The 24,502-nt window shown below is 63.2% G+C and carries 18 protein-coding genes; 7 read left to right on the forward strand and 11 right to left on the reverse strand.

All coding sequences use genetic code 11. The features are described from left to right. Positions 1 to 46 precede the first annotated feature (46 nt). The 5 genes from D8896_RS02995 to D8896_RS03015 form a co-directional block, all read right to left on the reverse strand. Complete coding sequence (locus tag D8896_RS02995) at positions 47 to 1,489, reverse strand: SIR2 family NAD-dependent protein deacylase (RefSeq protein WP_121820580.1); 1,443 nt, start codon at positions 1,487 to 1,489, stop codon at positions 47 to 49. A gap of 381 nt (positions 1,490 to 1,870) precedes the next feature. Continuing rightward, positions 1,871 to 2,485 (reverse strand): hypothetical protein, encoded by a 615-nt coding sequence (locus D8896_RS03000; RefSeq protein WP_121820581.1) that lies wholly within the window; start codon positions 2,483 to 2,485, stop codon positions 1,871 to 1,873. A gap of 33 nt (positions 2,486 to 2,518) precedes the next feature. Next, on the reverse strand, positions 2,519 to 3,871 hold the full coding sequence (locus tag D8896_RS03005; protein ID WP_121820582.1) for a hypothetical protein: 1,353 nt from the start codon (positions 3,869 to 3,871) through the stop codon (positions 2,519 to 2,521). Then, positions 3,871 to 6,312: a UvrD-helicase domain-containing protein gene (locus D8896_RS03010; protein ID WP_121820583.1), complete on the reverse strand. Its 2,442-nt coding sequence runs from the start codon at positions 6,310 to 6,312 to the stop codon at positions 3,871 to 3,873. Before D8896_RS03010 ends, D8896_RS03005 begins: the two co-directional genes overlap by 1 nt. Further along, a complete protein-coding gene (locus tag D8896_RS03015; RefSeq protein WP_162991409.1) occupies positions 6,312 to 7,475 on the reverse strand; it encodes a hypothetical protein in 1,164 nt (387 codons plus the stop codon). Before D8896_RS03015 ends, D8896_RS03010 begins: the two co-directional genes overlap by 1 nt. Before the next feature lie 361 nt (positions 7,476 to 7,836). Here D8896_RS03015 and D8896_RS03020 point away from each other — a divergent pair, with 361 nt between their 5' ends. Continuing rightward, complete coding sequence (locus tag D8896_RS03020) at positions 7,837 to 8,118, forward strand: hypothetical protein (protein ID WP_162991410.1); 282 nt, start codon at positions 7,837 to 7,839, stop codon at positions 8,116 to 8,118. A gap of 1,143 nt (positions 8,119 to 9,261) precedes the next feature. After that, entirely contained in the window at positions 9,262 to 10,017 is a 756-nt protein-coding gene (locus D8896_RS03025; protein WP_121820586.1) for a hypothetical protein, read from the forward strand. A 29-nt stretch (positions 10,018 to 10,046) separates the two neighbouring features. Here D8896_RS03025 and D8896_RS03030 read toward each other — a convergent pair whose 3' ends face one another. The 3 genes from D8896_RS03030 to D8896_RS03040 all read right to left on the reverse strand — a co-directional run bounded on the left by D8896_RS03030 (position 10,047) and on the right by D8896_RS03040 (position 15,303). After that, positions 10,047 to 11,072, reverse strand: a complete 1,026-nt coding sequence (locus D8896_RS03030; RefSeq protein ID WP_121820587.1) for a tyrosine-type recombinase/integrase — start codon at positions 11,070 to 11,072, stop codon at positions 10,047 to 10,049. 474 nt (positions 11,073 to 11,546) lie between these two features. Beyond that, positions 11,547 to 12,566, reverse strand: coding sequence for a hypothetical protein (locus D8896_RS03035; RefSeq protein WP_121820588.1), 1,020 nt, complete (start codon positions 12,564 to 12,566; stop codon positions 11,547 to 11,549). Positions 12,567 to 12,654: 88 nt separating this feature from the next. Then, positions 12,655 to 15,303, reverse strand: coding sequence for a PAS domain S-box protein (locus D8896_RS03040; protein ID WP_121820589.1), 2,649 nt, complete (start codon positions 15,301 to 15,303; stop codon positions 12,655 to 12,657). Positions 15,304 to 15,542: 239 nt separating this feature from the next. Between D8896_RS03040 and D8896_RS03045 the strand changes: the two genes are divergently transcribed. Beyond that, positions 15,543 to 16,076: an AAA family ATPase gene (locus D8896_RS03045; RefSeq protein WP_121820590.1), complete on the forward strand. Its 534-nt coding sequence runs from the start codon at positions 15,543 to 15,545 to the stop codon at positions 16,074 to 16,076. Between the two features lie 268 nt (positions 16,077 to 16,344). After that, a complete protein-coding gene (locus D8896_RS03050; RefSeq protein WP_121820591.1) occupies positions 16,345 to 16,890 on the forward strand; it encodes an NUDIX hydrolase in 546 nt (181 codons plus the stop codon). Between the two features lie 35 nt (positions 16,891 to 16,925). Here D8896_RS03050 and D8896_RS03055 read toward each other — a convergent pair whose 3' ends face one another. After that, the gene (locus D8896_RS03055; protein WP_205596754.1) at positions 16,926 to 17,762 is read right to left on the reverse strand and encodes a hypothetical protein; all 837 of its coding nucleotides are present in this window, start codon (positions 17,760 to 17,762) and stop codon (positions 16,926 to 16,928) included. An 80-nt stretch (positions 17,763 to 17,842) separates the two neighbouring features. On the opposite strand from D8896_RS03055, the gene D8896_RS03060 reads away from it, so the two are divergent. Beyond that, complete coding sequence (locus D8896_RS03060; protein ID WP_121820592.1) at positions 17,843 to 18,490, forward strand: helix-turn-helix domain-containing protein; 648 nt, start codon at positions 17,843 to 17,845, stop codon at positions 18,488 to 18,490. A 59-nt stretch (positions 18,491 to 18,549) separates the two neighbouring features. Then, positions 18,550 to 20,022: a tRNA guanosine(15) transglycosylase TgtA gene (gene tgtA / locus D8896_RS03065; RefSeq protein WP_121820593.1), complete on the forward strand. Its 1,473-nt coding sequence runs from the start codon at positions 18,550 to 18,552 to the stop codon at positions 20,020 to 20,022. A gap of 18 nt (positions 20,023 to 20,040) precedes the next feature. On the opposite strand, the gene D8896_RS03070 is transcribed toward tgtA, so the two are convergent. After that, entirely contained in the window at positions 20,041 to 21,924 is a 1,884-nt protein-coding gene (locus D8896_RS03070) for an ABC transporter ATP-binding protein (RefSeq protein ID WP_121820594.1), read from the reverse strand. 113 nt (positions 21,925 to 22,037) lie between these two features. On the opposite strand from D8896_RS03070, the gene arcS reads away from it, so the two are divergent. After that, a complete protein-coding gene (arcS, locus tag D8896_RS03075) occupies positions 22,038 to 23,837 on the forward strand; it encodes an archaeosine synthase subunit alpha (protein WP_121820595.1) in 1,800 nt (599 codons plus the stop codon). Here arcS and D8896_RS03080 read toward each other — a convergent pair whose 3' ends face one another. Continuing rightward, on the reverse strand, positions 23,838 to 24,305 hold the full coding sequence (locus D8896_RS03080) for a hypothetical protein (RefSeq protein WP_121820596.1): 468 nt from the start codon (positions 24,303 to 24,305) through the stop codon (positions 23,838 to 23,840). Positions 24,306 to 24,502 lie beyond the last annotated feature (197 nt).

Here is a 24,502-nt window from a genome sequence, read left to right on the forward strand (position 1 = left end):
GTACTCCTGCCCGTCATTTGCTTCGTACATGTGACTACTGATGTATTTAGTCGTCTAACATATCCTCCGGAATCTGGCTCTCCGGGATGTTCAGGGCATACTCCTCATCATCGCGCACCTTCTTAAGAAGGGGAACGACTTCTTCTGAGTACCGGCGTGGATCGACCTTACCCTGGCCGATGAACGCGATGTGGTATCTGTTGTTGAATTCACGGATGTTTATACCCGTCTCCTCTTCGATGTCTCTGATAAGTTCGTTGACTGCGTAGGTGTTCGTGCTCTCAAACCCAAGCCGAACTGCCACATCACTTGGACGTAGGTCATGGTCAAATTGAATTGCCGACTCCGAGTCAGGGGCGATCCCGAGCACGGTTGCTAATTCACTCTCGTCTTCAGCGAGATCTTCGACTTTTCTAACGTCAACCACCTCGCGGTTGGGAGCCTTCTTGCTCACCACCTCAAATGTGCTGGCAAGAATTCTGCGAAGAGCGCCGATGGGGATATTCAGCCCACTATGCTGCGTGAATGCTTCAAAGACCCACGAGAAGTCTTTGGCGACAATTCTGTTTACTGTAATATTGTCTCCCTCCCCGATCTGAATCTGTTTTTGACGTGGGAGGTTGTCCCGGTCTTCAATGTCGTCATCAAATTCGAGGAAGTAGATGTCGTTAGCAATGTCCTCGTTGTCCGATAACATCTGATTCACCCATGAGAACACTCGTTGTATGTTTGAGTCGCCCGCCCCGTATCCAACGATGAGTAACGGGTGTTCAACAAAGTATGTGAGCATTTTCGAACTAAGATATCGTCGCCGAGAATTGAAGTCCTCGTAGTCCTCGGATGTCAGTATAAGACTCTCAGGTTCGGTGATACTACCATGAATCTTGAGAATTTCACCGATAGTCTGGTGCTGACGCCGTAGAACCTGCTCGCCGACAACTACGTCGTAATCTGGCTCATCTTCGTCATAGTCTTCATTGAAAATACGCTCTAAGAACGGGTCATAATTCGTGGTGATGATCGCGTGCGGTTGAATCTCTTTTAGAAGTTCGATCTCTTCTCGTGCCTCATCGGCGGTGAGGTCACCATTGACGACGTCATCAGTCAAATCGTCTGACGAGGCTGGCGTCAGATCATCAAAATATTCCGAAATTCGATTTTTGATGTAGATGTCTTCTGGATGCTGGGGGTCAAGAGAATCATCTGGAAAAGTGGGGGTCCCTCTGTTCCAAGCCCACACAGCATATTGTTCAGCGAGAAACTGACCCATCTCTTGTGGACTTCGAGTTTGGCGGTAGTATCCGTAATCGTGGCCGAGTGTAGGAAGATCATCGGCCATTGATTCTAGTAGTTCATCCCATCCCGGACCACTGAAGTAGCGAATAGAGAGACCAGAACCAACGAGTAGTGCGGGTTGGAAGTCTTCACTTTCTAGTGTCTTCCCGATGTCCTGTATGATCTCTTCACGATATTCTTCAAGATCTGGCATATTCATCACCTTTCCTCCCGCAAGGAAAAGTGTTGACAGTTTAGTGAGCGAATGACTAGTCCCGACTTCCTACCCAGGTATGGTATGAGTTGAGTAGGTGAGGTGGCTTGGGTTCCCGGTTCAGTCGTGGATTTCCGCGATGATGTGGTTCCGTTACTGGAGTATCTATAGTACAGCTCGTCTTGGCGGAGGAGGTTCGACCTGTCCTGCTCGGGAAAGTATCAATCAGAAACTGTTAACAAGAACGACGGTGCCGCGGTCAGGAATCGTGTTACGGGCGAGCAAGAAAGTATGAAAACGCTGTAATCCCACGCACCAAACCCCCGTAACACCTTTTGTGAACCCTTAAAACACAGCGCGGTCAGGAACCGTGTTACCCTCTCAGTACACGTCGCCCGCCGGAACGCGCACTGCATTCTCGCGGAACCATGGCGTCGTCATATCCCACGACCCGAGGTCGTAGTCCTCGAACGTGGACAGGCGCGACTGCCCCGGGTACCGAGCGGCTTCCGACCGACCGTCGTCGTCACCGTGAATGCCCTTCCGAGCATTGACAACCGTCCAATCCGGCTCATGCTGTGACCGCACCACTTGCCGATCGACTGTCTCGCCCGCGAGCGTCGCCTGACGCGCCCGCCCGCGTCGCGTGGGCGTTTGGTCGCGCAAGTACCGCGTCGTCCCTGCGGACCCGACAGTATCCTCCAAGAGGAGCTGCTGTCCCGTCGATTCCACGCCAACGTGCTCATTGTCACCCGCCTTCTCAATCACGTAGCACCAGAGGTCCATCGATGTCATCCACTTCGACCCGTCCGGACTCCGCTTGATGAGCCCCTTATGTCGCAGGTAACACTTCATCTCCTGCGACAGTTGCGATTCTTCCCACCGCCAGGTGACTACTGGCGGGGCGAGGTGCTGGATGATCTCTCCCCAGTGAGCCGCAAGCTTGCCTTCCGTTCTCTTCTTGAAGTCTCTCGCGCGGTTCGACTGCCACGTCACCGTCGTCGTTGAGTTTTGAGTTAACAATCTTAGTCACCCCGTGTATTCCATCTCCTCGAACAGCCCGATCGCCAGCGCGTAGTTCGCTTTCGACAACTGTCCGTCTTCTTTGTAGTCAACACCCTGTACACCCAAAACGCCCTTGAGAGCCATCGTTGGCGGTTTTTCGTCTTCAAGCGCAGTCGCGTGCTTGTCCCGCGCAGCGAGACACACCCGAAGCGCATCGACAGGGTCCTGCATGACATCGCTCGCGTTCCCGCACGACCTGATGCCCTCAATGACTGCAATCAACTGCAGCGCACCGCCACCGTCCTCGTGAGCCCAGCACTTCCACCCGTCATTAGTGTCCACGCCGAAGTTCGTAGACTTCGCGTCTGGGGTGCTGGTGCCACCGTGAACCGGGTGTGGGCCCTCCCCGTTCACCGCGTGAGCGCGGAACGGACCGGTCTGCGCGATCGGCTCAGGGTTCAGGGAGTAGTACGCTGACTTCGACTTGGACGAGTCGATATCACTACCCTCAGCCCGGTCATCGAACGCTGCCTGTGCCTGTTCAGCTGGCGTCAAAGTATCGTCGTCATCCAGGTGCTCGTCAACGATGTCGTCGATCGTTGCCTGCCGTTCAGGGACGTCGTGCCGCGGCGTGGCGTCGATGTGCATCCACGTCGTCCCCATCACGCGTCCGTTCGCGGGAGCACCGTACACCTCAACGTGCCCGACTTCACCGCTCGGGAGTGACTGGGTCAGATCTTCCTGAACCTTCTTCCCGTCAACGAACCCGGGGAGTTCCGCCCGTACGAACACGTGAACGCCGGTCATGCTGGTGCTGACTTCAGTGTAGGCGTCCAGTTCTTGGATGAGGTCCCACGCTTCCCGCGTCATCAGCGCGGTCCCATCGTCTTGAGGTTCGATGACGTCATCGAGGTCCACCAGCATGAGCGGATCTTCGTCAGGCTGGAAGTCCAAGTGCGGAACGATCGCCATCGGGTACAGCGGCCGGGGATCCTCACGGTGCTCGTTCCCGTCATCGTCTTCAACAGTCCCCCACCGCCAACTGTCATTGATGTGCCCGTTGACAGTTCCATCGAGGGCGTCAATCACGTCCTCGAACGTCCCGCCTGCCCGTGAATCCCAACTGACGTTCTCACGTCCCCACTGCGCTGCACCAGCGTACCCGGGGTTGGTGTACGGGGCGCGCGGCTGCTTCTCTTCCAAGTCCCACGCGAACCAGTTCCGGGCGTCTTGCCCGATTTCAACCAGGTCTGCGGGGATGACACGCTCCGCGTCGTGGACTGATTCCGGAACGTCCAGCGTGACGTACTCTTCGCCGACTTCGATGACTTTCACCGGGCTTTCAGCGTCGTCTAACCGTTGGATTGCTTCTCGCATCAACAATCACCCCATGTGAGACCGACGAATCCACCGTCTTTCTCTGCGACCTTGCCTGCGTTAATGAGCGCATCCAGTACCACCTCAACATTTTCACGTCGGAATCCACGGGACTCGCACGCATCGATGACCTCAGTCGCCGTCGATATCCCACCGTGGTAGATTTCGCTGCGCACTTCACGCGTTAACTCTCGCGTGTACTCCATGCGTTCCTGGTACGCTTCGATCCTGTCCTGAATCACGTCCAGGTCTGCGCGGGTTCGCTTAGCGACACGACCCGTCGCTGCGTCGGTGTCAAACCCGCCTTTAGTGTCAACCCCACCGTCAGTGCATGCCTGCCTGACAGCGTTATCCACCCGTTCACGTTCCCCCAGAACACTTGACGTTCCTGTGGTCGGGGCGGGGTCGGGACCGGTGTTCTCCATAGCATCCGGGGCGGGTTCCTCTTCGACGTCGGGAGTATCGATGACAGGCAACTCGTCACCGTCATCTTCGGCGGATTCCGCGTTCGCTGCAGCGCGTTCAGCGGCCTGCTCCGACTTCCTGACGATCTCCCCGTCCAGATACGGCGTCATCCAACGGAACCCGCCACGCATGATGTGCAACCGCTCGCTCGCACGTGTGAGCGCGACGTACCAGGTCCGAGCTTCATTCTCTGACTTACGCTTCAACCGGTCGGTTTCACTCGCAATCGTGCTCGTGATGCCGTCGTACACGACAACGTCGCTTGCCTCCGAGCCCTTCGATGCGTGAATCGTGAGGACACGCACCCGCTTCACCGCGCCCTCTGCAACCGTCTCGTCACGTTCAGAAACTGCAGCCTGTAACGCATCGATTTCACCGTCATCGAGTTCACCGGATTTCGTTAACTCACTAACAGACGCCGTTCCTGAGGTGTAACGCCCCCAGAACGCGTCTTTGACAACTTCACCGAGGTCGTCAGCAGTGACTGTCTGTTCACCGTCACGGAGACCACTAATGAACGTCTCCCGTTCGTCGTTCGTGACCGACAGCACACGACCGTTCGTGTGCTCTAACAGCGTCGCGGCTTCGTCGCCGGTGAGACGGAGTTGCGACGCGTCCGTGTCGTACGTCTGCAGCCCGTACTGACCGTCATCTGACGCGTAGGTTGCCGGGACACCGCGGAGTTTCACTAACGCGTTTAGCAGGTCCACGCGGCGCTGTGTCCACCCGCCCAGATCGCTGTCATGCGTCGAATGGATGATGCCGGCTTTCTCCAGTGCGGCACTGATACCCGACACTTGCGTGCGACTGCGTGCAAGGAGCATCATCGACCGGTCGTCATGCCCGTCGATGTGGTCCTGGACGAGCGCGCCGGGGCTTGCCGGGGTATCCGCGCCCGGGACGCGCCAACCGTCACTGTCCCCCTTCTCGAACCATGGGGACTTGTACTCATGCAGTTCACCGCGAGAGTCACGCGTCACCGGCGGTTCGTCGAACTCCTTCGACAGCATCAACGTCGCAGCCTGCCAGTGCGACCGCGGGACACGCCAGGTCTTCGTCAACAGGACCTCCGGAATGTGATCGAGTCGGTCACTGAAGAACCGCGGGTCCGCGCCCGTATACTCGTTCACGACTTGCAACGGGTCGCCGGCAACGATTGCGGTGTCTGCAGCTGCAACCCAACGCTCACACACCTGCGCCATGAGCGGTGTCACGTCGTGGTACTCGTCCACGACAACCGCCTTCGTCGGCGGTAGCGGACCGTTCACGGCTGCTTCTAACAGTTCGCCGAACTCCGTCAGACCGGCTTCCTGCTTGAACGCCTCCCACCGCTCATAGATCTGGGGGACGTCGACGCCCGGCCATTCTTCCTTGAGGTCGGTGTACTTCGGCACTTCGTACAGATCGCTCTTGTCCGCCGGGTCAAGCAGGTTATCACGAGCGTATTCGATGACTTTGAACAACAGCTCACCGCGCGACGTGCTCCACGGCGCTGAACTGTACTTGATGTCCAGTACTTCACTGCAGAAGTACCATTTCTCGTATCCCGTCACGGCTGGACCGAGCCCGGAATCCGTGTTCTCATCGTGACGACCGCTGAGAAGCCCTGTAACGCGGTTCGCCGCGGCATGTGCGGTCGTCCACATTTCTAACTCGTCTTCTTCATCGAGGATTCCCCATGACTTGAGACGCGCTTCGATTTCACCGGCAAGTGAACGACGGTACGTCATGATCGTGATATCACGGGGGTCGATGTTGTGTTCCTCTATAAGCACAGCAACGCGGAGGCACATCTGCGTCGTCTTACCCGTGCCGGGCGGCCCGTTCAGGCGGATTGTCGCGTCTGCAGGGTGCGTCTCCCCGCCTTTGATTTTCGCGTCCTTCAGGTCCGCCGGGAGGCCCTTGCGGACGGATTCAGGCGGACGGGCGTCTTCGTAGTCGGTGACTTCGTCGTAGTCAGTAGGTGCTCGTGGCATTACTCGTCACCCCCGTCTTCGGGCGTGTATGACCGGATTTTCCCGGGTTCATGGTCGTCGCTGTCTTCGTCACTTCCAGGCAGTGAACCGCCCGAGTCACCGTTTACAACCTCGTCGGTGTCGCCGGTCTCGTCCGGTTCACTGGCGCTGTCACCATCCTCCTCGTTACCGTGGTTATCCATGCGGTCCATCGTGGACCCTGACGCCTCCTGCTGGTAGGCATCCTCGCTAACTTCGAATGCGTCACCGGACAGATACCAGAACGTCTGCCAATTCCCGTGAACGGTCGTTGACTTCGACACCTTGTCACCAGCTGTTGACGTGCCTGTAAGTTCACGCGCGGAGATTTCAGCCTGCAGCGCCCGGTCGGTGATTTCGTGGGTCGATGTGATGGACGCAATCGCCTCCCTCGGCACGACAACCTCAGAGTTCGCCGGGGGTTCATCGTCCACGTACACACCGCCGTTCTCAACAGCATCCTTGCGGTCTCCGTACGCGACAGTGTTACTCACGTAGTTCTTCAACGCCTGCATCGCTGCCGTCCGTGCACCCGTCTCTTCTTCAACGACTTCACCAACGCTCTCGATAACATCGCCGATGAAGTTGTCCCACTCAACTTCTTCACTCTCCGCTCGGTCAGGGTATTCGCCTTCCTGAGCGGCTGTGTAGGCCTTCCACAGAACCCGTCCTTCGAAGAATGTCGATTGAGTGACCGTGAGACGCGTCCCGTTCGCATCGTTGAATTTCAGGACGTATTCGGTCTCTTCGGTGGATGACTTGTCTGTCGTAACCTTCTTCGTCACACCGACAAGCGTCTCCTCAATGAGGTCTGAGAAGATGATCACTTCACCGTCATCGATCTTCTTCTCAGTTTCGAGGTCATCAATCTCATCTAACCAGATTTGGCGGACGTTCTTCCGCGACACGCCGCTTTTCGTGTCACTTAGCTGGTTGAGGTACGCTTTCGCCATCGAGTGCAGACCCGTGGCTTCGTCGCCGGCTTCGACTTCGATCGCTGCGAAGGTCTGAGCTGCATCCATGCAGACTTGCATCGCGTCGCCAGCGTTGTCTGCGTCCTTCACAGCTTCCTCGTACTGCGAGAACTGCGCGCCCAGCTTCGCAGTGGGTGTGTCCTCTGATGGGCCCGAGATGTCGTCGGGCATGTCTCCTCCCGCTGCCATCAGGCCCCACCGCCGTTGATACCGTCGTTTACTCCGTGCTGTTCGTCGCTGCGTCCGTCCGTTGTAGGACGATTTTTAAGTTTTCGTGTCGTACGTTGCATTGGTACTCGCGGACCGCATGGATTGGTTGATTGGCGGAAACGATCCGTCTCGCAGACGCACATCCATCGAGGTCAGGTGAACCCGCGGTACCAGGGCGGGAGGGTGGTTCCCTCCCTGCCTGTCCTTTCATACGAACGCTGGTTAGGCGCTCGTCCAGGCCCGCGTTTTCACTGCTTATCCTCTGTTAAGGACCTGGTGCTTATAAGTATTTGGGGGGCAAATATACAAATAAGGAATGACCATGACCGCTCAACACCCCTCGCTGCTTGATACCGATCAAGAAATCCTCGAACTCCTCAACGAGGAAAGCAGACAAACACCGAGCATGCTCCTCAAATCCGTAGCCTCCACGGACTCGAAACAGTACGTCCAAAACAGACTCAAACACCTCCGCGACAACGATCTGGTACAAAGAGCTGACCGGGGGATCTACGAACTCACCACGCTCGGTGAACGCGCGGCTGGTAACCTCGATATGTATCGAGAGGATCGAGGGGGGTTCTGGCGCTTGCTGCAGGGTTGAGGACTGCATCGATTGATGGCACAGGATTACAACCAACTGGCGCACTTAAAGGCTCGCAGCATGCCGACGCCTCCCGACCGTTAACAACACTCTATTCTCCGTGGTGAAGTTCTGATATTCGCTGGCCGTGAGGTATCACCTTTCGCGCGTATAGTGTAGTGGGTGCTGTCGCCAGAGTACCCTCCCCAAATTATCAGAATACTAACCACCAATTCACATCAATTACACTACAACAATTGGTACTCACATTTCTTATAATTTGGGCGCGCTCTCCCAGCGACAGCACCCCCAATATAGTAGGGGAAGAAGTTGGAGGTATCGATGGGAAGGGCGCGGCGGCTGCCGCGCTCGTTGTGGACGGATGAACGTCAGCGTCTGGATCGGTGGTCACGGTGCTCCTGCACGCGTGCGCGCGTGGCGGGGTGTGCTGGCTCGATGAGGGGCGTGACACGTGTCCTGACTGCAGCGTGTTGCGCGGCGTGTGAGCGCCTATGTGGGGTCGCGTGGGACCGGAGAGAGAGTGTGTGACCTGCGTGTCGTGGCAGCGGTGGTACGCTACCGCTCTGTCATCACGCGCTTCTCGTTATAGGTTTTCTCCCCTCCAGCTGGTGAGCGCTGGCGATATGTGAGCGTTGACAGGTTCGTGTCGATCGTGTCTGCGCTGACGTCGTCTGCACCCCAGGCGGGTGTGCGTGACACTGATCGTGACCGCGGGTATGTTCTCGAAGCCCAGTGGCGCGTGAGCGTCGCTCACTCCGTGCGCCCATAACACTTCGCCCTGACCCATCTCAGATATCTAACACAGGAGGTAAATCCTCTCCTATACACCAAACACCATCTTCGGACGTAAGAACCCTGTCAGAAAGTCCCTGAGAGGTGTCATTATACCCGGTATCCCGACAAAAAAGCTTTTTCAAGCAATTCTAAGCCCTGGCACGGAAAACACCCTCTCAGAACACTCAGTTAACTGAGATGGAGGGGGTGAATCGGGGGTTCAGAAACCCACCAATTGATACAGTAAATGAAGTCTGCCATGAGAGGGGTGAAAATCACTCTATTGAAAATCGTACCCTGTCAAGAAGAAATATACCATGTCAAGAACCACTGTCATTTATACTTCTATGGGTGTTATAACCAAACACAATGGCCCCGGACAAAGATTACAAAACAATCACCACGATCATCTACGTGACCGGTGATTCCCCCACAGAACGCAAAGACGATCTGCGCGCGTGTCTCTCTCACGCCACTAACCATACTGGTGAAACATGGCTCACTGAGCCCTCCCTCACGAAAAATACAGATAACGCAGCGCAAGCAATCGAGAACGAAACACCAGGGAACTCAGTGACAATCGAAGAAGTAGACTGGCACGCCCCCATTAACCAGCTCCTCATCTGCCACGACAAAACCACGACGAAAAACGGACTGAACGGTATGATGCAGGGCGCAACGAAAAGCAATCAACCATACTCCCTCATCGTCGTCCACCCCGACGAACTCATTGACCGCGCACATGGAGCCGACCGCATTCAACAGCTCGTGGGCAGCGCGGTGGACGTACACCTGGCTGAGGCAGGTATGATAATCACATCCGATACTGCTATCGAGGGTGCGACGAAACGCGCGCTCACCACACTCAGCGATGCCATGCATCCCTCGCATGACCACGATAGTGACGCCACGTACGCATGGAGTGGCGGCCGTCCGCCGTTGGGGTTCGATGTGAAGGATGGGAGGTTGGTAGAGACTGATGAGTACGATCGTATCTGTACTGTGCTCCAGCAGGTTCGTGATTCAGAAACCAGTAAGCGTCGTGCTGCAAAGCGTCTCGGGTGTTCGCGTGGGACGATCATTAACGCGCTGGAGGATCGTCCGTCGATGTACGGGCTGGCGTGAGGGGGTCTGGGGTGCCTGCCCGCATGCGGTCACAGCCAGTTGATCCGTTCCCTCCGTTGTCGCATTTTGGATTTCGAATCCCTGTGATCGTATCTTTCCTCAATGATGTCTGTACCGACGTTCATCCGATCGCTGACGACGTCTGCAGGGACATCTGACGAGAGATAATCGGTGATCGCCCCGTGACGGATCGAGTGCGGAGCAGTGCTGGACGGGCACTTACTCGCGGTCATATTGTTCATCGCCTCGCACTCGTCTGGGTCCCGATCGTGCGGGCAGTCACCGCCGTTAAACGTACACGGGCGGGTGACTCGGTACACGTTGAGTCGGATCGTGTTCTTCGTGATTCTCCCGAATTCCGTCGTTAGAAGCGGGTCTCTGCGGTGGTCGTCCTGCACGTCGTGACGGTGATGCTCGATGTGGTCATCGATAATCCTGCAGGTACGCGTGCTGACAGCGACCGCGCGCTCCCCTTTTCGCTTGTTCTTTAGTGGGGTGTCGGTGTCTGGGTTGTGTCGGAGTTCGATGTATTCGTCTCGCGGGTGGTAGTGTTGCAGGTCGATTGCTCGTGCTGCGCCCATCCGCATCCCGGTCTCCCAGAGGATACGGAAGATGACGTGTTGTAGGCTCGCGTACTGGTATTTATCGAGGTGCTGTAGGATTTGCTCGGCCTTCTGCCGGGAGACTGTGTCGGTGCCTCTCGCGCCCGGGTCTGCGAGGGATGGGGAGTTGACCGTTTCATCGAGGCCGTCGATGCATCCGTTGATGCTGACGCAGAACCGCAAGAAGACACGGAGCGTATCTAGGTTCGATTTGAGTGTTACGTCACTCACCGTCTGTTTCCGGTGGATTTTGAAGCGTTGAACATCGCGGCCGGTGACGTCGTTCAAGTTGTCAATATCTTCTTGGTCGCACCATTCCACGAAGCGTTGTAGCCTGTATCCGTGGCTTTGGAGCGTTGCGTCTGAGAGTTCGCGTTCTCGATCTTGTTTGTACAGTTCAACTGCGTCGCGCGGTGTGAGGGGTTCAAGCCCGTCGTCGTGTGGTTGTGCCATTGTGTTCTCGGCACGGGCGGGTTTGCGGGCCGGGATTAGCTTGAGCGCGCCCTGCCGGTGAAGTCCGGGTGAGGCCCGTCGGCCTTGGACGGTGGAAGCCCGCCCGGAACGGCCCGGAGGGCCGCATGCCCGGCAGGACCCGCGAAATCGTTTGGAACGCTCGATCCGTAACCGCGTTCTCGTGAGCGACGTAGGAGCGAACGAGAGTACGCGAGACGAGCGTAGCGAGTCTCGCTCGATTCGAATTCGCGCCGGCCCACTTTTCCCGCACCGCAACGCGAGGAGCGACAGCGACGAGCGTCCGTTGCGGGAAAGTGTCCCGCGAATTCGAGCAGGGAAGGCGAGCGGAGCGAGTCTTCCCGTGTTCGACATTCGCGCCGGCCCACTTCTCCCGCATTTCGACGCCTGCCGAGCGACAGCGAGGCAGTCGGAAAGCGGTGTCGCGAAAGTCACCAACGTGATACCGACAGGAACTCAGTAGTCTCCCGTATCGGCGAACTCCAGTTCGTCGGCCGCGTACTCGTAGGTCGAGAGGTCCTCGGAGTTACAGTGTGCAGTCAGGTTCGCTGGAGTAACCTCGTCCCCCCGAGGGCCTTCGTAGACGACGCTGACCCTGTTATTTTCGTCGTCAGTGTCCACGACGACCGCGTAATTGGGGTCGTCGTGGGAGGATTTGATCACGTAATCGCCGACGGTGAACGGGTTTTCAGCGAACTGTAAGTTCTCGTGCTTGTAGGTGTACAGGCTCACGCCCTGGTCGTCACAGTAGGAGGACAGCAGCGCGGACGGGATGTCCCGCCAGTCACCCGGCCCCTCGTCCAGCGAACTCGGAAACGCGACCCTGACGGCTTCGCCGTCGAGTTCCTGTCCGTAGAGTTCGACCTGCGTCTCGGGTGGCAGCACCTCGATGACGACGCCGACGGAGGAATCCGGGTCCTCGCGCTTGCAGACCCGGTCGCCGGGCTCGAACGGGTTTTCGGGTGTCTGATTCATGTTCGCCGTGTTCGGGCCGAGGTCCTGCAGGTCGTTCATCGGGCGCGTCGCGAGGTGCTCCAGTTTCGCCGGCGAATCACCGGAGAACTGTTCCTCGGTCGCGACTTTGGACTCCAGCGTTTCGACGTGCTCCCAGCCGAGCAGGATCAGGCTGTCCTCGTTGTCGCGATGCCAGACCATCACGACGATGTCGTCCTCCGAGTCGGTCTCGACGAGCGTTTCCGGGAGAAACGCCGACACGTCCCGGGAGGTTTTCACGTCGACTTCGTACCCGAAGACCTCGAAATCGTGTCCGGAGAAGCTCTCGGGGTTACACCGACGGATCGCGTCCTCGTTTTCCCATTCCCACATCTCCGTGGGCAGGTATTCCCGACAGAACTGTTCGAACGCTATCTCCCCGAGGTTCCCGATTCGCTTCCCGTCCACGTCGTCAGCCCCCTGTTTCACCGCCTGGTGGTGTGCGCGCTTCTGGTCGATGTCATCGGGAGTGAACTGGTACACGGGAGACAGGTCCAGTTCTACCGAGGTGAATATTGCTATCGCTTCGAGCAACTCCCCGTCCGTGGATTCGATCCGGGCGCCGTCGAACTCAACTCCCTTCGGCGACCGCAACGCCCGTGACCTCGATCCGTGCGCCGCCGTCCGCGCTCGTCGCCAGGTCGATCGCCCAGCCGTGTGCGTCGGCGACTTGCTTTGCGATGCTGAGGCCGAAGCCGGTGCCGTCGGTCGTCGTCGAGTAGCCGAGGTCGAACACCTCCTCGCGCTCGTCCTCGGGGATCCCGGGGCCGTCGTCGGCGACGTAGAAACCGTCGGCCAGGTCGCCGACCGTGATCGTGACCTCGTCGCCGCCGTGTTCGACCGCGTTTCGGACGAGGTTTTCGAGGAGCTGTTTGAGGCGGCTGCGGTCGGCGCGGACCCGGGCGTCGGTCTCCGTCCGGAGGGTCGCCTCGGCCGTCTCGACGGTTTGCCAGCAGCTTTCCACGAGCGCACCGAGGTCGATCGCCTCTATCTCCCCCACCGTGTCCTCGTCACGTGCCAGCGTGAGGATGTCCTCGATCAGGACGCGCATCCGGGCGTGGGCGCGCTCGACCTCCGCGAGATGGTCGCTGTCACACTCTTCCCGTGCGAGTTTCAGGTTCCCCTCCGCCACGTTCAGCGGGTTCCGCAGGTCGTGGCTGACGACCGAGGCGAACTGTTCTAGCTGCTCGTTCTGCTCGCTGAGGCGTTCGTTCGCCTGCTGGCGCTGGAGTTCGTAGCTCACCCAGCGGCTCATCAGGTCGACGAGCGTCTCCTCCCACTCGGAGAACTGCCCGTTGCGCGGCTCCGTCCCGTAGAAGCAGAACGTTCCGTAGACGCCGTCGTCAGCGTACACGGGGGCACCGATGTAACACGACACGCCCCACTCGCTGAAGCCGGCCCGGTGGGTTTCCTCCGGCGCGTCGCGCTCGATGTCACCCAGCACGAGCGTCTCCTCGGTGCTGGCGACGATCTCACAGTTCGTCGCCGACACGGGGACCACGTCCCCGGCCCGGACGCTGTCGTCGTCGGCAGCAACGATCTCGAAGATGTACTCGTCGTCCCGGATCCGCGAGAGCGTGCCGAACTGCGTGTCGAGTTCCGTCCGTCCGAGTTCGAGCAGCGCCCGGACCTGCTCCTCGAACGACCGGTCGCGGTTCGAGATGATGTCGTGCATCTCGCGGAGCACGCGCTCGCGCTGTCGGCGGTCGGAGATATCCTGAACCGCCCCGCGGATCGTCACGACTTCCCCGTCCTCGACGACCGGCTCTCCCTGGATCCGGAACCAGCGGTCCCCGCTGTCAGACCGTCGGTATCGTGCTTCCACGTCGAACGACTCCTCCGCGTCCAGCGCCGCCTCGACCGCCGCGGCGACGCGTTGCCGGTCCTCCTCGACGTAGAAGTCGAGAGCCTCCTCGAGCGGCGGCTCCTCGTCGTACTCGGCCCCGAGCATGTCGAAGAGGTGGTCGGTCCAGTACACCTCCTCGGTGGCCGTGTCGATCTCCCAGCCTCCCACGTCGGCGATGCGCTCGGTCCTGGCCAGCAGGTCCCGGATGAACTCCAGTTCCGCCTGCCGTTCCTTCCGATCGGACAGGTCCCGGCCGACGCCGACGAGGCCGAGGAAATCGCCGTGGGGGTCGGTCAGTCGCTTTCCGACGAGTTCGTGTGGGACCCGGCCGCCGGACGCCGTCAGCAGGTCCGCCTCGACCATGGCGCTCCCGGTGTTCATCGTTCGGTCGATCGCCTCGGCGACGCGGGACCGTTCGTCCTCCGGGAAGAGTTCGAGCGCGTCCAGCCCGGCCAGCTCCGTGTCGGTGTAGCCGGTGATCTCGGCCAGGCGCTGGTTCCATCGGCTGAGCGTCCCGTCGGCGTCGATAACGTAGAACAGGTCGTCGAGCGTATCGAGCGCCTGTTCGGTGAAGGCCCGCTCCCGTGCGAGCTTCTCCTGGCGCTGGACGCGTTCGGTGACGTCCTGGAACTTGGAGAACATCGTCACCACGTCCCCGAGTTCGTTTCTGACGACGCGGTGGTGCCACTCGCAGATGATGCGCTCGCCGTCCCCGGTCAGGGTCTCCTGTTCGGTGTCGTAGGCGGTCGCGTCCCCGAGCAGGTCGGTAAACACCGTCGCGATGTCGTCGTGCCCGGACTCCGGAACGAGCCGTTCCCACGAACTCCCGACGAGTTCGTCCTCGTCGTAGCCGAGGATCGACTCCGCCGTCCCGTTGATCCGGGACACTTCCAACTCGTCGGTCCACTCGATCGCCCCGAGCGGCGACTGGTCGAAAAACAGCGAGAGCCGCTCCTGACTGGCCTCGATCTCCCGCTGTGACTGGTACTGTGCGACCGCGTTCGGTATCCGGTGTGCCAGCAGTGTGTACTGGCCGGTTCCGCCCTCCTTCTGGAGATAGTCGGTGACGCCGGCGGAGATCGCATCGCTCGCGATCTCCTCGCTCCCCTTCCCGGTGAAGAGGATAAACGGCAGGTCGGGATGGGAGTCGCGGACCTCGTTGAGCAACTCGATGCCGTTCCGGTCCGGCATGTCGTAATCCGAGACGACGCAGTCGATGTCGCGCCGGTCCAGCCGTTCCAGCCCCTCCGCCGCGGTCGTCGCCGTGTGGACGGTGAGCTGTTCGTCCTCGCGTTCGAGGAACTTCGCGACCATGTCCGTGAAACCGCGGTCGTCGTCGACGTGGAGCACGTGAATTGGGGTGTTCGTGGACATGAGCGATGGCGATCGAATCAGCCGTTCGACCGGTTCTTGCCGGTACGAGTAATCTCTCGGATAAAAGCATGCCGGCGGACCGATTCCGCCGGCTTCCCGGCGGCGGAACCGGAGATGTACACGAACGCGGATCGGACTGGCGTCACGTTCGCTCCGATACCCCCAATAATATGTACCGTCTCTCTGAATACCCGTCCGAATGACGCACCGACGCGTGACAGGCGTGGTGGGTGGTGTCGATGGCTGATTCCGGGGCGACAGTCGAGCGGAGCGCGACGGGAGTGCCGACGCTGGTGGTCGTCTGCGGGCCGCCGGGCGTGGGCAAGACGACCGTGTCGGAGGGTATCGTGGAGCGCCTCGACGGCGAACTGCTGCGGACCGACGTGGTGCGAAACGACGTGGCTCCGGACCCCGAGTACACGCCCGAGGAGCGCAGGCGCGTGTACGACGAACTGTTCGACCGCGGCCGGAACCTCGTCGAGCGCGGCGAGAACGTCGTGCTCGACGGCACGTTCCAGTACAGCGACCAGCGGGACAGGGCGCGGGCGCTGGCGGCGGAGCTCGGCGCGACGTTTCGCTCGGTGAAGGTCGAATGTGCGGAGCCGGTGGTTCGCGACCGGATCCGTGCACGGGAGAACGACGAGAGCGACGCCGACGTCGAGGTTCACGAACTGATCCGCGAGCAGTTCGACCCGCTCGACGGCGACCACGTGACCGTCGACAACTCCGAGACGCTGGTCCACACGCAGCGGCAGATCGACCGCCACTTCTGACCGCCCGCCCCCGACAGTCGTCCCTGCCGGCCGCGAACAGCCGTCACCGGCCCCGTCCCCCCAGTCAGGCGTCGCCCTCCAACCGCTTCGAGTGGCAGGTCGCACACCGATAGCGGAACGGGCTGGCGGACTTCGCCTGCAGGCGCATGAGCGCGCCGCAGTTGTCGCACTCCGGGAGCATACACGAAGTTGTACGCCAATCAATATAATGGTTGTTGGCGTCGTCGGTGACGGCGGACTTTTGCGGCCCGTCGCCCTACCGGCGGGCATGGTCGACGAGGACCTGCGGTGGGAGACGCTCGACAGCCGCGTCGCGTACGAGTGTCCGGGGTTCGAGATCGTGCGACAGGACGCGCGGCTGCCGGACGGCACCGTCACCGACTTCGACTACCTCTCGGAGGGCGAGAGCGTCGTCGTCCTCCCATTCACGTCCGACGGCGAGGTGGTGGTCGTCGAGGAGTGGCGGCAGGCCGTCGACCGGATCAACACCGCGCTCCCCGCCGGGGGCCTTGAACCGGGCGACGACGACCGCGCCGCCGCGGCACGCCGCGAACTGACCGAGGAGACGGGGTACGAGGCCGACGCCGTCGAACCGCTCACGAGCGTCGAGCCGGCCAACGGGTTCTCGGACGCGGTCTTCCACTACTACGTCGCCCGGGGGTGTACGTCGACCGGCGAGCAGTCGCTGGACGACGACGAGACGATCCGGGTCGACACCGCCGCGTTCGACGACCTCCGCGAGGCGGTCCGGACGGGCGACCTTCGGGACGGTCGGAGTGCGCTCGGCGTCATGTACTACGCGCTGTTCGAGTGAGGGCCGGTCGCGGGAAACCGCCGCGGCCCGGGCGGTCAGGCGACGAGCGGGACCAGCGCCAGGGCGAACGTCAGCACCAGCGCCGCGGCGACGGCTGTCGCCACGAGCGTCACGACCCGGCTCGGCCGACGGACGTATCCACGCTCGGCACCGACGGCGGCCAGGAACCCGGCCAGCGGGACCGTCTGCAGCGCGTGGAGGCCGACGAAGTGGGCCATCCGGAAGTCCCCGATCAGGTGCCACCCGACGACGGGAAGCGTCGGGGCGGCTCCGACTGCGCTGCCGCCGAGCGCGACCATCGCACCGCCCTCGTAGGAACCGACCACGAACAGCGCGACGCCGAGGCGGATCCCCTTCGCGAACGCCGGGTGGGTGTCGAACTCGGCGCGACGCGCTCTAACGAGCAACAGCGCGACCAGTCCCACGGTGACCGCGATCGTCGCACCCATGACGGCGAACACGGCTGTGTCGAGCGCTGTGGACTGGTTGAAGTGGGACTCGACGCCGCGTGCGGCCTGACCGCCGATGAGCAGGATCTCGATGACGCCCCCGGCAGCGATGCCGATCGAGGCCCGTCGGAGCGTCGCGTCCTTGACCGGCAGATGGCGCGAGAGCCACCCAAGCGTCGCGGTGAACAGCGCTATCGACCCCGCGAACTTCGCGGGCTTGAGCCAGACCGGTTCGCCGCCGACGGTCCGCGGGTCGGCGGCGATCCCGGCGACGAACCCGACGAACAGCACGGCGTTGAGGGCGGCGACGGCGAACAGCGGGAAGTTTCGGCCCCGGAGCTCCGCGACCAGCGCACGCGGGCCGCCCCGGCGGCCGAACCGCTCCGCGTCGGCGACCCCCGTCGGGCGAGTCTGTCGGTCCATACACCGAAACAGGAACGGGCGTGGGGAACGTGTTATCCCAACATGTTGGGACCACTGCTCCGGCGCGGAGGGACCGGCCGATGATCAGGGCGGAGTTCCGGATCGAACTCCCCGCGGGGACCTGGGTGTCCGAAGTGTCGCAGTCGTTCCCCGACGCGACGTTCCGACTGCTCACCGGCCTGCGCGCGGACGACACGGCGGTCGAACTCGGCGAGGTCGGCACCGATAGCCCCGCGGCGGTCAGCGCCGCGATCCGGGACCACCCGGCGACCGTCTCGTACGAGGAGCTCGACGCCGCAGACGGGACGGTGCTGGCGCGGTACAAGACCACGGACACCGCACTCTACGAGTTCGCCCAGGCCCCGTCGCTGGCCCCGGAGTACCCGGTCGTCGTCCGGAACGGCTGGTTCGAGTTCGACGTGACGGGCACGCGCGAGGAGTTCGACCAGCTCCGGGCCGGCCTCGACGGCTCCGGCTTGCGGTTCGAACTGCTCTCGCTCGTCGAGGACGACCGCGGGGACGACGCCGGGACGCTGGTGACGGACCGACAGCGCGAAGTGCTCGACGCCGCGCTCCGCGCGGGGTACTTCGAGGTGCCGCGGGAGTGTACGCTCGCCGACGTGGCGGCGTCGCTGGACGTGGACACGTCGACCGCGAGCGGCGTGCTCCGGCGCGGGCAGGCCCGGATCGTCAAGTCGTTTCTGACGGGTGCGGACGGGGGTACCTGACCCGGCTCCGGTGCCCGAGAACGGAATCCTTACCCCCGCCCCGCGGATACGGGCGGGCAATGCGCGACAACTTCGAACTCCGCGACGCCGACGTCGCGGGCCGCATCGGGGAGCTGACGGTGCCCCGGGCGGGGGTGACCGTCGAGACGCCCGCCCTCCTGCCGGTCATCAACCCCAATCTGGAGACGATCGCCCCCTCGCGGCTCGCCGACGAGTTCGGCGCGGAGATGCTGATCACCAACTCCTACATCATCCACGGGAACGACGAACTCCGGGAGCGCGCGCTGGAGGAAGGCCTCCACGACATGCTCGACTTCGACGGCGCGATCATGACCGACTCGGGGTCGTTCCAGCTCTCCGTGTACGGCGAGATCGACGTGACGACCGAGGAGATCCTGACGTTCCAGCGCGAAATCGGCTCGGACGTGGGAACGCCGGTCGACATCCCGACGCCGCCCGACGCCGCCCGCGAGACCGCCGAGAGCGACCTCGCCACGACCGAGGAGCGCATCGCCGAGGCCGAGACGGTCGACACGGATGAGATGCTCGTCTCCGCGCCGGTCCAGGGGTCGACGTACACCGACCTCCGGGAGGAAGCGGCCCGGACCGCCGACGCCTCGTCGCTGGACGTGTTCCCGGTCGGCGCGGTCGTGCCGCTGATGAACGACTACCGCTACGCCGACATGGTCGACGTGGTCGCGGCCTGTAAGCGCGGCCTCTCGCCGGACGCGCCGGTCCACCTGTTCGGCGCGGGCCACCCCATGATGTTCGCGCTGGCGACCGCGCTCGGCTGCGACCTGTTCGACTCGGCCGCGTACGCCATCTACGCCCGCGACGACCGCTACCTGACGGTGCGGAACACCCGGCATCTGGAGGATCTGGAGTACTTCCCCTGCTCCTGTCCGGTCTGTGCAACTAACACGCCCGACGAGATCCGTGCGCTGGACCACGAGGAACGCGAGGAACAGCTCGCCGCGCACAACCTCCACGTCTCCTTCGCGGAGATCCGCCGGATCAAGCAGGCGATCCGCGCGGGGAACCTGCTCGAACTCGTCGAGACCCGCGCCCGCGGCCACCCGGCGATGCTCGACGGCTACCGGGCGCTGCTCGACCACGCGGACCAGCTCGAACGGTCGGACCCCGTCTCGAAGGGCACCTTCTTCCACCTCTCGGCCGAGAGCGCGCGCCGCCCCGAAGTCCTCCGGTACCGCGACCGCCTCGACCGGCTCGACGCGCCGGCCGAACTCCTGCTCACCGAGGGGGCCGAGATCGAGGGGTACGACGCGTCGTGGAGCCTCGCCCCGCCGTTCGGCCCGGTGCCGCCGGCGCTGTCGCAGACGTACCCGCTGACGGCTGAGACGCCGGACCGGCTCGACGACGCCGCCCGCGCCGCCGCGGCCGACGCCGTCGCCCGCCTCGCGGAGCACAACCCCGGTACCGACCTCACGGTCGCCCACTACGGCTGGCCGGACCACGTCCTCCGGCGGCTCCCTGAGGGTATCGACCGGATCGACCTGTCGGCGCGGCGCTGAGGCCCCACCGCCGACCGGTTACGTCTCGGCCCGCATCCGCTCGTGGGCGCGGTCGAGGAACGAGTCGGGCAGCTCCTCCACGTCGCCGACCTGCACGCGCCAGAGGTTCGCGTAGAGGCCGTCGGCCGCCAGCAGTTCCTCGTGGCCGCCGCGCTCGACGATCTCCCCGTCGTCGAACACGAGGATGGTGTCGGCGTCCCTGACCGTCGAGAGGCGGTGCGCGATGGCGAACGTCGTCCGCTCGGCGGTGAGGTCGTCCAGCCGCTCCTGGATGACGGCCTCCGTCTCGTTGTCGACGTGGCTGGTCGCCTCGTCGAGCACGAGTATCTCGGGGTCTTTCAGGAGCGCCCGGGCCAGCGCGATCCGCTGTCGCTGGCCGCCGGAGAGCTTGACGCCGCGCTCGCCGACCTCCGTGTCGTAACCGTCGTCGAGTTCCGTGACGAACTCGTGTGCGCCGGCGCTTTTCGCGGCCGCCACCACGTCCTCGTGGTCGGCCTCGGTCCCGTAGGCGACGTTCTCCGCGACGGTGCCGGTGAAGAGGTACGGCTCCTGGGAGACGTAGCCGACGCGCTCGCGGAGGCTCCGGAGCGTCACGTCGCGCACGTCCTGCCCGTCGACGCGGACCGCGCCGTCGTCCACGTCGTACAGGCGCGGCAGCAGCTTCATCGTCGTCGACTTCCCCGCACCAGTCGGGCCGACGAGGCCGACGAACGACCCCGGTTCGGCCTCGAACGTCACGTCCGAGAGCGCGTTGTCCTCGGCGTCCTCGTAGCTGAAGGTGACGCCGTCGTACGTCACCCGTCCCTCGTCGACGGTCAGTTCGTCGGCGTCGGGAGCGTCCTGCACGGCCGCCTCGCCCTCCAGCAGCGTCATCACGCGGGCCGCCGCGGCCCGGGCCTTCTGGTAGCCGTCCAGCACGCCCGCGAACTGGTACATCGGGAACTGGAACCGGTTGCTGTACAGCAGGAAGGTGACCAGCGTCCCGACGGACAGCTCCCAGGTGAAAAACAGGGGCGGGCCGAACAGCACCCAGTAGCCCCCGACGAGGAAGGTCAGCGCGTAGCCGACGGAGGTCAGCCCGGAGATGGAGCCGATGAGGCCGACGCGTTCGAGGAAGGCCGACCACGCGATGTCGCGGTACCCCGCCGAGGAGTCCTGCACGCGGTCGACCTCCTCGTCCTCGGTGCCGTAGGACTTGATCGTCTGGATGCCGCCCACGTTGTTCTCCAGCCGCCCGTTCAGCTTGCCGACCCGGGAGCGCTTCTCCTCGTACTTCGGGGAGACGCGGCGCTCGAACAGTCGCGTCGCGGCGAAGAGGACGGGCAGAATGACGAGCGCGACGACCGCCAGCTGGGCGTGGATCCACAGCATGAACGCCGCGATCCCGAGGGTCATCACGATCACCCGGATCCCCATCGAGACGATCTGGGTGAAGAAGTTCTCCAGCTTGTTCACGTCGTTGTTGAGCACGCTCATCACCTCGCCGGTCTGTGTATCGTCGTAGAACGACAGGTCACGCTCCTGTGCGGCCTCGTAGGCGTCGACCCGCACCTCGTGCTGGAGGTGCTGGGCGAAGTAGCCCCAGAGGTAGTCCGCGGTCGTGCCGAACACGAGCGAGCCGAACGACATGACGACGATGAACCCGAGCGTGAACCAGAACTGGCCCGTCTCGGTCGCCGGGATCCACGCGCCCGGCAGGAAGGCGATCTCGTAGGGCCGTGCGTCGGTGAACAGCGCGTCGATGGCGACGCCGAGGACGTACGGCAGCACCTGCCCGACCGCGACTGTCAGCACGGTCAACAGCACCCCGGCCGCGATGTGGACGCGGTAGCCGTCGCCGTACCGCCCCATCAGGGCGAGGAGGGCGCGACGGCCGTCCCTGTCCGTGTCGAGTTGGTCCATACGCCGAAACGCGCCGGCCGTTCAAAAAGCGTTGTGTGGGTGTGTGGTACGTTCTCATCCACCGTTCGCCCCGGATCGACGCGCTCATTCCCGCGGCCCCACAGGATGGGGGTATGACCGACTACTTCGAGATCCACGAGCGCGACGGGCCCGCCCGGCTCGCCGAGCTCCGGCTGGACGAGCCGGTGCGGACGCCGGCGCTCGTGAGCGAAGCGGAGCAGGACGGGGGTGACCTCGCGCCCGGGGCCGCCGTCAACCGCGTCCTCTCGGACGCCGGGAACCTCTGGCCCGAGGAGCGCGAACTGCCCGAGGGCGACGAGTCGCGGCTGACCGTACTCCCACACCGGGCGTTCCCGTCGGGCACCGCCGACGAGGTGCAGGACTCCTTCGCCGTCGACCACCCCGAAGTCGACTACCCGAACGCAGTCGTCGTCTCGCCGGACACCGCCACGGACCACGGCGCGGACGCCTACGTCGTCTCCGGCGCGCAGGGCTTCGTCGGCCACGGCGCGGCGTTCCGCGAGGCCATCGTGGACCTCCGCGAGGGGATCCCCGCCGACGCCGCGCTGTACCTGCCCGGCGTGGCGACGCCGGGCAACGCCGCCGTCCTCGCCTACGCCGGCGTCGACCTCGTCGACCCGCACCGCGCCGTCGTGAAGGGAACGCAGGGCAAGTACCTCACCACGGACGGCGAAGCGTTCCTCGAAGACCTCGACGAACTCCCCTGCGCCTGCCCGGCCTGTCGGACGCCGGTCGACGAGTTCGACCGCGAGGACTGCGCCGCGCACAACGTGAACGCGCTGGCGGCCGAACTCGCCCGCGTCCGCGAGCGGATCCGGGCGGGCCGCCTCCGCGACTACGTGGAGGGGCAGGCTCGCCACGAGCAGTGGCTCACCGCCGCGTTCCGCGAGTTCGACCAGCAGTGGAGCTACGTCGAGGAGCGCACGCCCGTGTTCCGGAACGCGGAGATCGCAGCGACGACCGAGGACACGCTCCGCCGCGTCGAGATCCAGCGCTTCGCCGACCGCGTGACGACGCGGTACCGCAACCGCTTCGACAACCCCCTCGTCCTCGTCCCCTGCTCGGCGCGCAAGCCCTACAGCGAGTCCCAGAGCCACGGCCAGTTCCAGGACGCGATCCAGTTCCGCGCCCACACCGTCTCGATGACCTCGCCCATCGGCGTCGTCCCGCAGGAACTCGAACTCACGTACCCGGCCCAGCAGTACGACGCCGCCGTCACCGGTCGCTGGTCGGCCGACGAGACGGAGTTCGTCGCGTCGGTGCTGCGACGGTACCTGCAGCGCAACGAGTACCCGCGGGTGATCGCCCACGTCCCCGACGAGGGGTACCGCGAGGTGTGCGAGCGCGTCGAGAGCGACCTCGGGGTCGAGTTCGAGTACACCGTCGAGGACCACCCGACGACGACCGAGTCGCTGGGCAACCTCTCGGCGACGCTGTCCGGCGAACTGAAGTTCTCGAAGCGGGAGCGCGAGCACAACACCGTCCGGGCCATCGCGGACTACCAGTTCGGGCCGGGCGCGGGCGACGCCCTGTTCGACGAGGTGTCGACGCAGAGCCGCTACCCGAAGCTCCGGGTCCACGACGCTGACGGCGAGCAACTGGCCGCGATGGTCCCCCAGTACGGCCTGCTTGCGTTCACGCTTGCCGGCGCGCGCCGGTGGGTCGAGAGCGATGCGCCGACGAAGCGCGTTGCGATCGACGGGTTCGTCCCGCACGGGAGCGCCCTCGCCCCCGGCGTCGTCGAGGCGGACGCCGACGTGCGCGTCGGCGACGAGGTCGTTATCGAAGGGCCGAAGGCCTTCGCCGTCGGCCGCGCCGAGATGAGCGGCCCGGAGATGCGCGAGAGCACCCGTGGCGTCGCCTGCTCGGTCCGCCACGTCGAAGAAAAGTAACTACTGGACGAGGTGGTCGATCGCGCTGGCGTCGTGCTCGCAGACGCCGTCGACCGCGTCCGTGAGACAGATCCGACCGTCCCAGTCAGCCGTCGCCAGCGTGTCGTTGATCCGTTCCATGGCGTCGACCAGACAGCGGAGCGCCTCCTCCCGGGTCGACACGCCACCGACTGCGGTGACGTGCTCGGCCTCGCCGGAGCGCTGGCGGCCGTAGATCCGCCAGGCGTTGCCCTCGGGTCGTGCGGACACCCGTAGCTGTCCGCCCTCGCGGACGAACACGACCTCGTCCTCGGACCCTTCCCGCCGGCACCACCCCGACGGCAGGTCCGGGGCGTCCGGGACGCCGACGAGAGCGCCCGGGCCGGCCGGCCTGTCGCGGCGCGTCATCGCCCGCCGCCAGCGTTCGGGGTCGCGGTCGGCGACCCGAGCGTTCTGCCGTTCGATCGTCGCGTCTTCTGTGGGTTTCACGCTACCCGTCCCTACTCCCATTTCGGGTATAAACCTCGGATACCGTTCCGAACCGTTCCGCCCGCCGGCGGGAGCCACGCTGTGAGTATATTCCGGGTTACACCTCCGTCCGCAGCAGTCCACTCGCCGTCTCGGTGGAGATAAGCCGCCCTTACGCGTGGCCGAACGCGGAAAGCCGGGCTTAGGCGACGAAACAG

The sequence above is a fragment of the Halostella salina genome (assembly GCF_003675855.1).
GTDB lineage: Archaea > Halobacteriota > Halobacteria > Halobacteriales > Natronoarchaeaceae > Halostella > Halostella salina.

What these genes read in the sequence shown, in the direction of transcription:
- D8896_RS02995 (WP_121820580.1), bottom strand. Translation starts at nt 1,489, where the DNA reads ATGCCAGATCTTGAAGAATATCGTGAAGAGATCATACAGGACATCGGG.
- D8896_RS03005 (WP_121820582.1), bottom strand. Translation starts at nt 3,871, where the DNA reads ATGCGAGAAGCAATCCAACGGTTAGACGACGCTGAAAGCCCGGTGAAA.
- D8896_RS03010 (WP_121820583.1), bottom strand. Translation starts at nt 6,312, where the DNA reads ATGCCACGAGCACCTACTGACTACGACGAAGTCACCGACTACGAAGAC.
- D8896_RS03015 (WP_162991409.1), bottom strand. Translation starts at nt 7,475, where the DNA reads ATGCCCGACGACATCTCGGGCCCATCAGAGGACACACCCACTGCGAAG.
- D8896_RS03020 (WP_162991410.1), top strand. Translation starts at nt 7,837, where the DNA reads ATGACCGCTCAACACCCCTCGCTGCTTGATACCGATCAAGAAATCCTC.
- D8896_RS03025 (WP_121820586.1), top strand. Translation starts at nt 9,262, where the DNA reads ATGGCCCCGGACAAAGATTACAAAACAATCACCACGATCATCTACGTG.
- D8896_RS03030 (WP_121820587.1), bottom strand. Translation starts at nt 11,072, where the DNA reads ATGGCACAACCACACGACGACGGGCTTGAACCCCTCACACCGCGCGAC.
- D8896_RS03040 (WP_121820589.1), bottom strand. Translation starts at nt 15,303, where the DNA reads ATGTCCACGAACACCCCAATTCACGTGCTCCACGTCGACGACGACCGC.
- D8896_RS03045 (WP_121820590.1), top strand. Translation starts at nt 15,543, where the DNA reads ATGGCTGATTCCGGGGCGACAGTCGAGCGGAGCGCGACGGGAGTGCCG.
- D8896_RS03050 (WP_121820591.1), top strand. Translation starts at nt 16,345, where the DNA reads ATGGTCGACGAGGACCTGCGGTGGGAGACGCTCGACAGCCGCGTCGCG.
- D8896_RS03055 (WP_205596754.1), bottom strand. Translation starts at nt 17,762, where the DNA reads ATGGACCGACAGACTCGCCCGACGGGGGTCGCCGACGCGGAGCGGTTC.
- D8896_RS03060 (WP_121820592.1), top strand. Translation starts at nt 17,843, where the DNA reads ATGATCAGGGCGGAGTTCCGGATCGAACTCCCCGCGGGGACCTGGGTG.
- tgtA (WP_121820593.1), top strand. Translation starts at nt 18,550, where the DNA reads ATGCGCGACAACTTCGAACTCCGCGACGCCGACGTCGCGGGCCGCATC.
- D8896_RS03070 (WP_121820594.1), bottom strand. Translation starts at nt 21,924, where the DNA reads ATGGACCAACTCGACACGGACAGGGACGGCCGTCGCGCCCTCCTCGCC.
- arcS (WP_121820595.1), top strand. Translation starts at nt 22,038, where the DNA reads ATGACCGACTACTTCGAGATCCACGAGCGCGACGGGCCCGCCCGGCTC.